A 13,229-nucleotide genomic window follows, 5' to 3' on the forward strand; every position below is an offset into this window, starting at 1 on the left:
GACGGGTACGACCCCCGGATCGGGCATCGCCCCGGTCGTGACCCTGAACGCCGACCCTGAGCCGCTCCGGGGGATGTCCCTGGACTCCCGGACTCCCGGACCCCCGGACCCCGGTCAGCCGACCGGGGGCGGTGCGGCCGGGCGCGGCGCGGTCGCGGCCTCCTGCGCCAGGGACCACGCGTACCCGGCGTCGTCGCGCAGCAGCTCGTCGTGGGTGCCGCGGGCGACGACGCGGGCGGGCCCGCCCGCCGCGGGGGCCGGTGCGCCGAGCACCAGGACCTCGTCGGCCACACCGAGCGGGGTGAGGCGGTGCGAGGCGACGACGACGGCGCTCCCGGTGTCCCGCGCGTGCGCCGCGAGCGTGTCCAGCAGGGCGTCGGCGGTGACGGCGTCGAGGTGCTCGGCGGGCTCGTCGACCAGGAGCACCCGCGCCGGTGCGAGGAGGGCGCGGGCGACGAGGAGACGCCGGCGCTCGCCGCCGGAGACGTCCGCGCCGTCGGGGCCGAGCATGGAGTCCAGGTCCCGGGGGAGCGCGTCCAGCCAGTCCGTCAGACCCACGGCCGCCAGTGCCCTGCGGGCGTCGGTCTCGGTGACGTCGGGCCGCGCCACCCGCAGGTTCTCCAGCACCGTGGTGCCGAAGAGGTGGCCGTCCTCGGCGGCGAACAGCGCGTCCTCGGCCCGCACCTCGCCGGCGAGGGACGGCACCAGGCCGGCAGCCGTGAGCAGGAGCGTGGTCTTGCCGACGCCGGACGGTCCCGCCAGCGCGACGACCGATCCGGGCCGCAGGGTGAGGTCCACGCCGGCCACGACCGCACGGTCGTCCCAGCCCGCGGCGACGTCGTCCAGGGTGAGGAGGGTGCCGTCGGCCGGCCGGCCGGGGGTGCGGGGGCGCTCCTCGCGGTCGGGCAGCAGGGCGACCAGCCGGCGCGCCGCCTCCCGCGAGCGTCGCAGCTGCACGGCCGCGGCGGGCAGCGTCGAGGTCGCCTCGAACACGGCGAGCGGCGTGAGCACGACGACGGCGAGCTCGACCGGGGCGAGCGTCCCGGCCGCGACGGCGGGCAGGCCGAGCAGCAAGGAGCAGATCACGGCGAGGGTCTGCGCGCCCGCGTCGATCGCGGCGGACACCCCCGAGATCCGCGCGCCGTCGTGCGTCGAGCGGGTGAGGCGGGCGTCCGCGGCGCGCAGGGCGGTCAGCCGGGCGCCGAGCCGCCCCGCGACGCGCAGCTGCTGGCCGTCGTCGAGCAGCTCGAGGGAACGGCCGGTGACCTCCGCACGTGCCTCGGCGCCGCGGCGCTCGACCGAGACTGCCGCCCGCGACGCGAGCCACGGGGCGAGCACGCCGGTCAGGAGCAGGCAACCGAGCAGGGTGAGCCCGGCGGCGGGCAGGAAGACGCCGACCAGGACGACCGAGCCGATGCCGAGGCACACCGCGACGCCCGCCGGGATCAGCGCGCGCACGACGACGTCGCCGACGTCGTCGACGTCCGCGCCGACGCGGGCGAGCAGGTCGCCGCGGCGCAGCGCGACGACGCGGCTCACCGGGCCGCGGGCCAGCGCGTCGTAGAGGTTGGCGCGCAGGGCGGCCATCCCGCGCAGCGCGACGTCGTGGGAGGCGAGCCGCTCCAGGTAGCGCCACACGCCGCGGCCGGTGCCGAACGCGCGCACGCCCACCGTCGCCACGGACAGCTGCAGCACGGGCGGCATCTGCGAGGCGCGGGCGATGAGCCACGCGGCCGTGGCGGCCAGGCCCACGGAGAAGCCGAGGGCGAGGGTGCCGAGCAGCACCGCGCGAGCCACCCGCGACCAGCGCACCTCGAGCATGGGCAGCACGCGCCGGAGCGGGTCTGCGGCGCTCATGCCGGGGCCTCCTCGGTCTCGAGCCCGACCTCGCGCGACGCGATGTCGACGACCTGGTCGGCCAGGGCGAGCAGCGACGCACGGTGCGCGACGACGACGACGGTGCGCCCCGCGTCGCGCCAGGCACGGACCGTGTCGAGCACGACCCGCTCACCGCGTGCGTCCAGGTGCGCGGTGGGCTCGTCGAGCAGCACGAGGGGTGGCGGGTCCGCGTCTCCGGTGCCGTCCAGCAGCGCGCCGGTCAGCGCGACGCGCTGGCGCTGCCCGACGCTGAGCCCGGTGCCGCCCAGCCCGACGGGGGTGTCCCAGCCGGCGGGGAGCCCGGCGACGACGTCGTCGAGGCCCGTGGTGCGGGCCGCCGCGGCGAGGGCCTCGTCGGTCACCGGCCGCCCGTCGGCCACGACGTCGCGCAGGGGCCCGGGCGCGAGCGCGGGGCGCTGGGGCACCCAGGTGATCTGCGACCACCAGGTCTGGGGGTCGATGTCGGCGAGGTCCATGAGCCGGCTGCCGCCGGTCTCGACGAGCACCCGCCCGGCGTCGGGCCGCAGCAGGCCGAGCAGCACGAGCGCCGTCGTCGACTTCCCGGACCCGCTCGGGCCGCGCAGCGCCACGACGCGGCCGCTGCCGGGTCGCCCGCTGCCGAGCGGGACGCGGGCGGTGAGCCCGGCGGGGGCCAGGACCCCGCGGTCGCCCGCCCGCACGCTGACGCCGTCGAGCACCAGCGTCGCGCCGGCGAGCGCGGGAGCGGGCGTGGTGCCGGGCGTGGGCAGCGGCCGCTCGAGCACGGCGAACGCGCGCTCGGCGGCGGCCAGGCCGTCGGTCGAGGCGTGGAACTCGGCCCCCACCCGCCGCAGCGGCAGGTACACCTCCGGAGCGAGCACCAGCACGGCGACGGCCGGCACCAGGGCGATCATCCCCTCCACGAGCCGCAGTCCCACGCCGACGGCGACGATCGCCACGGACAGGGTGGTGAGCAGCTCCAGCACCATGCCGGAGAGGAACGCGACCCGCAGCGTGCCCATCGTGGCCCGCCGGGACGCGTCGCCCAGCGCCCGGACGCGCGCCCCCGGTCCGGTCTGGCGTCCGAACGCGCGCAACGTGGGCAGCCCGGCGAGCAGGTCGAGCACCTGGGCGCCCAGCCGCTCGATGGTGCGCAGGCGCCGCTGCGACGTGCCCGCCGTCATCACGCCCACCAGCCACATGAACAGCGGCACCAGCGGCAGCGTCACCACGCAGACGAGGGCCGACACCCAGTCCAGGCCGAGCACCACGAGCACCAGCGCCGGGGTGAGGATCGCGGTGAGCAGGAGCTGCGGCAGGTACCGCACGAGGTACGGCTCGAGGTCGTCCAGCCCGCGCGTCGCCAGCGTGGCGGTCGCCGCATGACCGGCGACGTCGGCGGCCGCGTCCGGGCTCACGTCGGGGGTCGCGGCCCTGGGTCCGAGCGCCACGGTGTGGGCGACGACCTGCTCGCGCAGCTCGGCCACCACCTGCGCGGCCGCCTTCTGCGCGTACCGTTCCTGCGCCCAGGCGATGACCGCCCGGCACAGCATGGCGCCCACGAGCACCCCCAGCCAGGGCGCGACGTCGGCCAGGCCGATCGGCGTGCCGGCGCTCCCGGCCGTGACGGCGGGGCCCAGGGTGTGGGCGATGGCGAACGCCTGGACGACGATCGCGCCGGCCGCCGCGACGCCGAGCCCGGCGGTGAGCGCGACGTACCAGCGCGCGGCGCGGGCGCGTCGCAGCAGGCGCGGGTCGAGGGGTCTCACAGGAGCCAGGCTAGAACGCGGCGTCCTTGATCTTCTGCCAGCTGAGCCCGGCGGAGGCCGGGATGTCCCGGGTCGACAGGCGGCGGCGGAAGATCCAGTACGTCCACGCCTGGTACGCGATGACCAGCGGGGTGAGGACGACGGCGACCCACGACATCACGGTGAGCGTGTACGGCGTGGAGGACGCCTCGGCGATGCCCAGCGACGTGCCGCCGTCGAGCGCCGGGATGACGTCCGGGTACATGGAGCCGAAGATCAGGACGACGGCGCTGGCGATGGCGACCGCGGAGAGCGTGAAGGCGACGCCCTCGCGCCGTGCCCGCGTCGCGACGACGACCCCGGCCAGCGCGATCGCTGCCACGGCGACAGCCGCCCAGGTCCAGGCCACGGAGAAGGCGAGCTGGGCCCAGACCGCCCACCCGCCGGCGACGACGAGCGCGACCACCGCGAGGCCGGACGCGAGGCGCTGGGCCCGCAGGCGCAGCTCGCCGTCCGTCTTCAGCGCGACGAACACGGCGCCGTGCAGCAGGAACAGGGTGGCGGTGGTGAGGCCGCCGAGCAGCGCGAACGGGTTGAGCAGCGCCCAGAACCCGCCGACGTACTGGTGGCCCTCGTCGAGCAGCAGCCCCCGCACCAGGTTCCCGAAGGCGACGCCCCACATCACGGCCGGGATCCAGGAGCCGAGCTGGATCCCCAGGTCGCAGCGGCGCACCCAGGTGGCGTCCGCGATCTTGCCGCGGTACTCGAACGCGACGCCGCGCGCGATGAGGCCGACGAGGATGATCAGCAGCGGCAGGTAGAAGCCGGAGAACATCGTGGCGTACCACTCGGGGAACGCCGCGAAGGTGGCGCCGCCCGCGGTGAGCAGCCACACCTCGTTGCCGTCCCAGACCGGTCCGATGGTGTTGACGAGCACGCGGCGCTCGGTCTCGCGATGCTCCTTGCTGCCGCGGGGCAGTACGGACATCAGCATCCCGACGCCGAAGTCGAAGCCCTCGAGCACGAGGTAGCCGGTCCACAGGACGGCGATGATGACGAACCACAAGAGTGCGAGGTCCACGGGAGTCTCCAGTCAGTTCTCGGGCGCCGGCGGGACGCTCAGTAGGCGAACGACAGCGGTCGGTCGGCGTCGTCGTCACCGGCGGCCGCGCGGGCCTCGGGCGAGACGTCGGGCACCGAGTCCGGGGCGCCCTCGATCGTGTACCGGTGCATGAGCCGGAACCAGACGACACCGAGGACGGCGTAGACGACGGTGAAGACGATCATCGAGGTGAGGATGACGCCGGCCGGCACGGCGGTGGAGACCCCGCGCTCGGTGAGCAGGCGCACCGCGTCGATGCCGGTCGGGTTGGGCGCGACGGCCCAGGGCTGCCGTCCCACCTCCGTGAAGATCCACCCGAACGAGCAGGCGGCGAACGGCATGGGGATGGCCAGGAGGCCGAGCCGGGAGAGCCAGAGGTTGTCGGTGACCCGGCCCTTGCGCGTGAACCACAGTGCGGCGAGCGCGAGAGCCACGGAGAAGGCCGCGAGGCCGATCATGAGCCGGAACGACCAGTAGGTGACGGCCAGCGGCGGCGTGTACCGGACGGGTTCGCCGGCCGCCGTGGTGTCGCCGTACCGCTCGGTGTACTGCTCCTGGACGTCGTAGACGCCGGGCAGGTACGACTCGGGGCCGGAGAAGTGGCCGGTGCCGAGGAAGCTCGTGACGCCCGGGATGGAGATGAGGTGGTCGACGTCCTCGCAGCCGGCGTAGAGGGGCCCGACGGCCAGGATGGAGAACTCCGCGGCCTCGGTGCCCGTGCAGAGCGCCTCCGCCGAGGACATCTTGCCGGGCTGCTGCTCGTACATGAGCTTGCCCTGGACGTCGCCGGACCAGATGACGCCGATCCCGGAGATGATCATGACCCACACGCCGAGGACGACGGCGGGCCGGTAGACGGTGCGTGCGGTCTCGACGTTCTCGGGCCGCCGGGAGCGCACCAGGCGCACCATCCACCAGGTGGCGATGCCGCACACGAACGTGCCGGCGGTGAGCCAGGCGGCGCTCACCGTGTGCGGGAACGCGGCCCACAGCGTGTTGTTGGTGAGCACGGCGCCGATGGACTCCATCTCGGCCCGCCCGGTCTCCGGGTTGTAGACGGTGCCCACGGGGTGCTGCATCCAGGAGTTCGCGGCGAGGATGAAGAACGCCGAGAGGTTCGTGGCCAGCGCGAACAGCCAGATCGACGCGAGGTGCACCTTCTTGGACACCCGGTCCCAGCCGAAGATCCACAGGCCCAGGAACACGGACTCGACGAAGAACGCGGCGAGCGCCTCCATCGCGAGGGGAGCGCCGAAGACGTCGCCCACGAAGCGCGAGTACTCGCTCCACGCCATGCCGAACTGGAACTCCTGCCAGATGCCGGTCACGACGCCGAGCGCGAAGTTGATGAGCAGCAGCTTGCCGAAGAACTTGGTGAGCCGCAGCCAGCGTTCGTTCTTCGTCATCACCCACGCCGTCTGCATCCCGGCCACGATCGGGGCGAGCCCGATCGTCAGCGGCACGAAGATGAAGTGGTAGACGGTGGTGATGGCGAACTGCCAGCGGGCCAGGTCGAGGGCGTCCACGGGTGCTCCTGTGTCTCGGGCGCCGTCCGGTGGAGCGATGCCTCTGGTCCCAGAGGTCCCGCACCACCGCCGGCTCCGACGGTGGTCTGGTGCCTTCCGTGGCGTGGTCGGGACCCTGCGGACGGCGCTCGTGAAGACGTTCACAATATAACTAGTGAAATCCTTCACGAGTCAAGTCGGGCTACGGCGCCGCGCCGCCGACGACCCGGGGAGCCGGTGTGTCGATCGGGATGCGATACTGGTCCGAGGCCGCCGGGACCACATCCCCTGACGGCCACGAGCTCGCAGCACGCGCGATCCGCACGCGATGCCGCGGCCTGGCCGTGAAGGCCGGCCGCGGGCGTCCGCGAAGAACGCCGGGTGCCGCAGCCGAGACCGAGACTTCCGTCCGGTCGGTGCGCTGAGCAGCGCCGCCGTCCGACGACGACCACCCGGTGGTCCGCAGGTGTGGGCGGGGCCATCGGAGCAGGAGCGCATTCCGTGACGTCCGACAACACCACCGGGACAGATGCTGGCGCCACGCAGGGGGCCGACGCCCCCGCGGGACGCAGGCCCGCCCGCCGGCGCGCGACCCGCGCCGCGGCAGCACCCCAGGCCGCACCGGTGAGCACCCCCGCGCCCGGGCTGGCCGCCATCGTGATCCCCGACCGGGCCGCCCCCGAGCAGACACCGGCGCCGGAGGCACCTGCCGCCTCCCGCTCGCTGGCCGACATCGTGCTGCCCGAGGGCCCGGCAGGCGCCGCGGGCGCCGCCCCGGCCGAGAAGCCGGCGCGGACCCGCCGACGCGCGACGCGGCCCACCACCGCCCCGGCCGCGACCACCGAGCCCACCTCTGCACCCGACTCCGCGTCCGCGGCCGAGCCGGCCGAGGCCCCGGAGCCCGCTGCGCCGAAGAAGGCCGCGTCGAAGAGGTCCGCGGCCTCGAAGAGGTCCGCGGACGCGAAGGCTGCGGACGCGCCGACGACGGACGCGACGACGACGGACGCGGCGTCCGCTGAGGGGGCCGAGGACGCGAGGCCCGCGGAGACCAAGAGCACGGCGAAGAAGGCCGCCCCGAAGAGGGCTGCGGCGAAGAAGTCCACGGAGCCGGTCCCGGCGAAGGCCGAGCCCGCTGCCGCCGACGCCGTCGCCGACGTCCCGGCGGAGCCCGCGGCCGAGCCCGGAGCCAAGGCTCCGGCGAAGCGGGCCGCCACGAGGCGGACCGGCACGAAGAGGTCCACGGCCCGCACCGACGTCGCGCAGGACGCGCCGGAGGCAGCAGCCCCGTCAGCGTCGTCGACGTCGTCAGCGGCGCAGACGGAGCCGGGTTCGAAGCCCGAGACCGACCCGAGGTCCGCGACCGGTTCCACGACCGCCCGCGCCGGTGGCACGTCGACGCCCCGCCTGGCGACGACCGCGCTGCTGTTCCAGGCGCCTGACCTGTCGACGCCGCGCCGCTCGCGCCGCGCCCAGGCCCCGGCCGGGCCGCCGCGCCCGCACGAGGAAGTCCCGTCGACCGTCATGTCGCGGCCGGTCGAGCGGCCCGCCCAGAAGCCGTTCGAGCAGCCCACCGTGCAGCCGGCCGAGCAGCCGGCCGAGACGGCCGCCTCCGAGCGACCCGCCGCGCGCCGTGCCGAGAAGCCGGCCACGACCTCGTCCGACCAGGGGACGGAGACGGCCGTGGAGCCCGCCACGCGCGGCACCTCCGAGCGGCCCGCCCGCCGTCGTGCCTCCCGCGGCACCGGCGCCCCGAAGGCGGAGAGGCCGGCGACCGAGCGCGCCCCGCAGGGGACGACGAGCAGCATCGAGCTGCCCTCGGCGTCCGGCGAGTCGGTGCGGATCGAGCTGCCGACGGCCGCTCCCGCGAGCACGCCCGAGGCCGGGAAGGCTCCGGCGACGGCCCAGGTCGAGCTGACCGAGGACGAGGTCGCCGCGGTCCACGAGGTCGAGGTCATCGAGTCCGAGCTCGTCGCCGAAGGCCTCGAGCTGGTCGACCTCGGCCCGGAGGACCTGGTCGAGGACTCCGAGGAGGAGGACGAGATCCGTCCGCGCCGTCGTCGTCGCCGGGGTGGCCGTGGCCGTCGCGGCGGACGCCGCGAGGACGGCGACGAGAACGGTGACGAGGGCTCTCACGAGGGCGACGACCTCGACCAGGACGAGGGTCACCGCGACGAGGATGCGGACGCCGAGGGCAGCGACCCCGACGACTCCGACGAGGCAGAGGGCGACGGCGACCCCGACTCGTCGTCGGGCCGCCGTCGTCGTCGCCGTCGTCGCGGCACCCGCGCCGAGCGGGCCGAACGGGCCGAGGTCACCCGCGGGCGCGAGCGTGACGAGGTCACCGCGCTCAAGGGGTCGACGCGTCTCGAGGCCAAGCGCCAGCGTCGCCGTGAGGGCCGTGACGCCGGCCGTCGTCGTCAGATCATCACCGAGGCCGAGTTCCTCGCGCGCCGCGAGTCGGTGACGCGATCGATGGTCGTGCGCGAGGACGACGGCCGCACGCAGATCGCCGTGCTCGAGGACGGCGTGCTCACCGAGCACTACGTCTCGCAGCAGTCGCAGGCGTCGATGGTCGGCAACGTCTACCTGGGCCGCGTGCAGAACGTGCTGCCCAGCATGGAGGCCGCCTTCGTCGACGTCGGCAAGGGGCGCAACGCCGTCCTGTACGCCGGCGAGGTCAACTGGGACGCCGCCGGGATCGAGGGCCAGCCGCGGCGCATCGAGGAAGCGCTGAAGTCGGGCGACCCGGTGCTCGTGCAGGTCACCAAGGACCCGATCGGGCACAAGGGCGCGCGCCTGACCTCCCAGGTCACGCTCGCCGGCCGCTACCTGGTGTTCGTGCCGGGCGGCGGGATGACGGGCATCAGCCGCAAGCTCCCCGACACCGAGCGCAACCGGCTCAAGAAGATCCTCCGGGACGTCGTCCCGGAGGGTGCCGGCGTCATCGTCCGCACCGCGGCCGAGGGGGCCAGCGAGGACGAGCTGCGCGCCGACGTCGAGCGGCTGCAGGCGCAGTGGTCGGCGATCTCGGCGAAGGCGGAGAAGTCGAGCACCTCGGCGCCCGCGCTGCTCCAGGGCGAGCCCGACATGGCCATCCGCGTGGTCCGCGACATCTTCAACGACGACTTCTCGTCGCTGGTCGTCCAGGGCACCAGCTCCTGGGACGAGATCTCCCAGTACGTCGAGGAGCTCGCACCGGACCTGCGCGAGCGGGTCTCGAAGTGGACGGAGAACACCGACGTGTTCGCCGTGCACCGCGTCGACGAGCAGCTCGCCAAGGGCATGGACCGCAAGGTGTGGCTGCCGTCGGGCGGGTCGCTCGTCATCGACCGCACCGAGGCGATGACCGTCGTCGACGTCAACACCGGCAAGTTCACCGGCGCCGGCGGCACTCTCGAGGAGACCGTCACGCGGAACAACCTCGAGGCCGCGGAGGAGATCGTCCGCCAGCTGCGGCTGCGCGACATCGGCGGCATCATCGTCATCGACTTCATCGACATGGTGCTGGAGTCGAACCGCGACCTGGTGCTCCGCCGCCTGGTCGAGTGCCTGGGGCGTGACCGTACCAAGCACCAGGTGGCCGAGGTGACGTCGCTCGGGCTCGTGCAGATGACGCGCAAGCGTGTCGGCCAGGGCCTGGTGGAGGCGTTCTCGTCCACCTGTGAGCACTGCAAGGGCCGGGGCTTCATCGTCCACGAGCACCCCGTCGAGAAGGGTTCCCCGCAGCCTGCGGCCGAGGAGGCCGGAGACAGCGGCACCAAGCGCTCGCGTCGCAAGCGGGGGAGCGGCAAGTCCGCCGAGCCCGCCGAGGCGCACGCCGACGTCCCCAAGCTCCCGGAGGACAAGTCGGAGGCGCGCGAGGCGGTCAAGGCCACGCTCGCGACGATCGCAGCCGCGGCCGCGCACGCGCACGACCTCAAGGAGGACGGCGAGGAGCCGGCCGCCGCCGAGGCCCTGGTCGCCGACGAGGCCGCATCGGCCGAGCCCGCACCGGTCGAGGCGCCGGCCGAGGCGCCGGCCGAGGTCCCGGTCGATGCCCCGCTCGAGGCCGCGACGCAGGAAGCGGCCGCACCGGAGCCCGCCGACGAGGAGTTGTCCGTCGAGGGAACCCCGGAGGCCTGAGCCGCGTCCCTGCGGCGCACGGCTGAGACGACGCCCCGTGACCCGGCACAGCGCCGGGTCACGGGGCGTCGTGCTGCCTGCCGGTCGAAGGTCGCCGACGTCCGGTCGGTCAGGGCGGGGGCCGTCGTGCTTCACTGGCGGGCATGGACGAGCCGCAGGGCAACCCGGGCAACCAAGGCGACCTAGGCAACCAAGGCAACGAGGGGAGCCGCGGTCCCGGCGACGGCCGCGTCGAGGTCGTCGCCGGCCCGATGTTCGCGGGCAAGACCGAGGAGCTCGTGCGCCGGGTGCACCGTGCGCAGATCGCGCGGCAGCGGGTGCTCGTGGTCGCCCACGAGCTCGACACCCGCAGCGGCGCGGGTCGGGTGCGCTCCCACTCAGGGCTGGAGGCGGCGTCGCGCACGGTGGCCGCGGCCGGTGACATCCCGCGGCTCGTGGAGCCCGGCACCACGTTGCTCGCCGTCGACGAGGCGCAGTTCTTCGGTGCGGACCTGGTGGACGTGCTGGTCGGTCTCGCCGACGCGGGGCTCGTGGTGGTGGCCGCAGGGCTGTCCGTGACGTTCGACGGGCGGCCGTTCTCCCCGCTGCCAGAGCTCATGGCGGTCGCGGAGTCGGTCACGAAGCTCACCGCCGTCTGCACGGTGTGCGGTCGTGACGCGGCCTACCACGTGCGGCTCGCGGGCGGGGTGCCCGCTGTCGGCGACCCCTTGGCCCCGACGGCGGCCCACGTCGGCGGTGCCGAGACGTACGAGGCGCGGTGCCGACGGCACCGCGCCTCCTAGGCAGGGCTCAGGGGTGGCTCGAGGTGGGCGGGTCAGTACCCGCGCATCTGGCGGCGCATGGGGCAGTCGAACGGGTCGCGCGCGGCGAGGCCGACCCGGTTGAGGTAGGCCACGACGATGGCGTACGACCGCAGCAGGCTGGTCTCGGTGTAGGGCAGGCTCTGCGCCTCGCAGTGCTCGCGCACCAGGATGCGGGCCCGCGCCAGGTGCGGCCGCGGCATGCTGGGGAACAGGTGGTGCTCGACCTGGTAGTTGAGACCGCCCATGAAGATGTTCATGCCGGCGCCGCCGCGGATGTTGCGCGACGTCAGCACCTGCTTGGACAGGAAGTCGAGGCGGCTGCCCTCGGGCACCATCGGCATGCCCTTGTGGTTCGGCGCGAACGTCGCGCCCATGTACACGCCGAAGACGGCGAGCTGTACGCCGAGGAACGCGAACGCCATGCCCACCGGCAGCCACCAGAAGATCACCGCGGTGTACACCGTGAGGCGCACCAGGATGGTCACGAGCTCGCGCGCACGGGTACTGCGGTCCTCGGCCGTCCCGTGCAGCAGCGAACGGACCGACGTCACGTGCAGGTTGAGGCCCTCGAGCGTCAGCAGCGGGAAGAACAGCCAGCCCTGGCGCCGCGTGATGGCGCCGAGGAACCCGGTGTGCTCGCTCGCCGCCTCCTCCGTGAAGGAGATGACGCCGGGCGCGACGTCCGGGTCCTTGCCCACGTGGTTGGGGTTGGCGTGGTGCCGCGAGTGCTTCGACATCCACCAGGAGTAGCTGATGCCGACGACGGCGTTCGCGAGGATGCGCCCCACCGTGTCGTTGACCCGGCCCGAGGCGAAGACCTGCCGGTGCGCCGCCTCGTGGGTGAGGAACGCGATCTGCGTGAGGATGATGCCGAGGGCACCCGCCACGACCAGCTGGAACCACGAGTCGCCGAGCAGGACGAACGCTGCCACCGCCCCGCCGAGCGCGAGGGCCAGGGCGACGCCGATGCCCAGGTAGTAGCCGTAGGCCCGGCCGAGCAGTCCCTCTTCCCGTACCGCGCGGGAGAGCGCGCTGTAGGAGCTGGTGTGAGGTGCTCGGGCGAGTCGCTCGGCAGGGTCGGCGACGGCGGTGGCAGGCGTCATACGGGCCTCGCAGGGTCGGTGTCGACTTCCCAGCCGAGGAGGTGAGCGGGTGCTCGGTCGAGCGGATGCTCCCGACCCTACGGGCGCGTAGGTTCGCCCCGGCAGGGGGACAGCCCCCCAAACGGCAGAGGGGACGACCTCAGTCGGAGAGCACGTCCCGGACCCGCCGCAGCAGCAGCCTCGACGTCGCCGCGTCGGCAGCGGCCACGAGCCCGCGACCCGTGTCGACGGGTCCGCCCGTGAGGTCGGTGACGACGCACCCGGCGGCCCGGCACAGCGCGATCCCGGGGGTGAAGTGCACGGAGCCGGCCACGTCACGGTCCGTCACGTAGGCGGAGCGCTGCCCGGCGGCGACCCAGGCCAGCGCGAGGCTCGTCGACGAGACCCGCACCGCCACCTGCTCCCGGAAGACCGGGTCCGCCACGAGCCGCGGGCCTACGACGTTGGTGGCGCCGTCCACGTCGACGTCGACGAGGCGGCTGGCGGCGTCGGGCACGAGCGGCTGCCCCGCGCCCCCGGCGCCCGCCCTCGAACGGCCCGTCCGCGCGCCGTCGGTCCAGAGCACGTCACCGCTGACGGGGTCGACCACGACGGCCACCGCACTGTCGCCGAAACCGGCGGCGCGGGCCACCTGGAGGGCGACGTTGACCCCGAACGGTCCCGTCCCGGCCGCGAAGTTCAGCGTGCCGCACAGCGGGTCGACCAACCAGCGGCGCGGTGCGAGGCCGTCGCGGGGGCCGCCGAGCTCCTCACCGACGACGACGTCGTCAGGGCGCGCGGCGGCCAGGACCGCGCGGATCGCCCGCTCGGCGTCCAGGTCCGCCTGCGTGGCGAAGTCCGTGCCCTCCTTGGCGTGCCGGGTCACGGGGCCGCCGAACGCGGCGCGGACCACCTGGGCCCCCGCGCGTGCTGCCGCCAGGGCCACGTCCAGGTCCGAGATCGTGCCCGTCGCGGTACGTGTCACGCGCAGAGCATGCCACGCGTCCCGT

At 74.5% G+C, this 13,229-nt stretch carries 8 protein-coding genes; 2 read left to right on the forward strand and 6 right to left on the reverse strand.

The genetic code is table 11. From position 1 onward, the window contains the following. Window positions 1-114: 114 nt before the first annotated feature. Genes cydC through LEP48_RS10030 form a run of 4 tightly spaced genes read right to left on the reverse strand, consistent with a single transcriptional unit; the run spans window position 115 to window position 6,233 of the window. The gene (cydC, locus tag LEP48_RS10015; protein ID WP_225565455.1) at window positions 115-1,857 is read right to left on the reverse strand and encodes a thiol reductant ABC exporter subunit CydC; all 1,743 of its coding nucleotides are present in this window, start codon (window positions 1,855-1,857) and stop codon (window positions 115-117) included. Next, window positions 1,854-3,626 (reverse strand): thiol reductant ABC exporter subunit CydD, encoded by a 1,773-nt coding sequence (gene cydD / locus LEP48_RS10020; protein ID WP_225565456.1) that lies wholly within the window; start codon window positions 3,624-3,626, stop codon window positions 1,854-1,856. The genes cydC and cydD overlap by 4 nt, the downstream gene beginning before the upstream one ends. A 10-nt stretch (window positions 3,627-3,636) precedes the next feature. Next, window positions 3,637-4,686, reverse strand: a complete 1,050-nt coding sequence (cydB, locus tag LEP48_RS10025) for a cytochrome d ubiquinol oxidase subunit II (RefSeq protein ID WP_225565457.1) — start codon at window positions 4,684-4,686, stop codon at window positions 3,637-3,639. Between the two features lie 38 nt (window positions 4,687-4,724). Further along, window positions 4,725-6,233 (reverse strand): cytochrome ubiquinol oxidase subunit I, encoded by a 1,509-nt coding sequence (locus LEP48_RS10030; protein ID WP_225565458.1) that lies wholly within the window; start codon window positions 6,231-6,233, stop codon window positions 4,725-4,727. A 480-nt stretch (window positions 6,234-6,713) separates the two neighbouring features. Here LEP48_RS10030 and LEP48_RS10035 point away from each other — a divergent pair, with 480 nt between their 5' ends. Further along, the gene (locus LEP48_RS10035) at window positions 6,714-10,334 is read left to right on the forward strand and encodes a ribonuclease E/G (protein ID WP_225565459.1); all 3,621 of its coding nucleotides are present in this window, start codon (window positions 6,714-6,716) and stop codon (window positions 10,332-10,334) included. Window positions 10,335-10,477: 143 nt separating this feature from the next. Further along, a complete protein-coding gene (locus LEP48_RS10040) occupies window positions 10,478-11,116 on the forward strand; it encodes a thymidine kinase (RefSeq protein ID WP_225565460.1) in 639 nt (212 codons plus the stop codon). Between the two features lie 32 nt (window positions 11,117-11,148). Here the strand turns inward: LEP48_RS10040 and LEP48_RS10045 are convergent, their stop codons facing one another. Together LEP48_RS10045 and LEP48_RS10050 are read right to left on the reverse strand one after the other, a co-directional pair. Further along, window positions 11,149-12,240 carry a fatty acid desaturase family protein gene (locus LEP48_RS10045; protein ID WP_225565461.1) on the reverse strand — a complete coding sequence of 364 codons (1,092 nt, stop codon included), beginning with the start codon at window positions 12,238-12,240 and terminating at the stop codon, window positions 11,149-11,151. A 139-nt stretch (window positions 12,241-12,379) separates the two neighbouring features. Beyond that, window positions 12,380-13,204 carry an inositol monophosphatase family protein gene (locus tag LEP48_RS10050; RefSeq protein ID WP_225565462.1) on the reverse strand — a complete coding sequence of 275 codons (825 nt, stop codon included), beginning with the start codon at window positions 13,202-13,204 and terminating at the stop codon, window positions 12,380-12,382. Window positions 13,205-13,229 lie beyond the last annotated feature (25 nt).

The sequence above is a fragment of the Isoptericola luteus genome (genome assembly GCF_020297055.1).
GTDB classification, from domain to species: Bacteria; Actinomycetota; Actinomycetes; order Actinomycetales; family Cellulomonadaceae; genus Isoptericola; species Isoptericola luteus.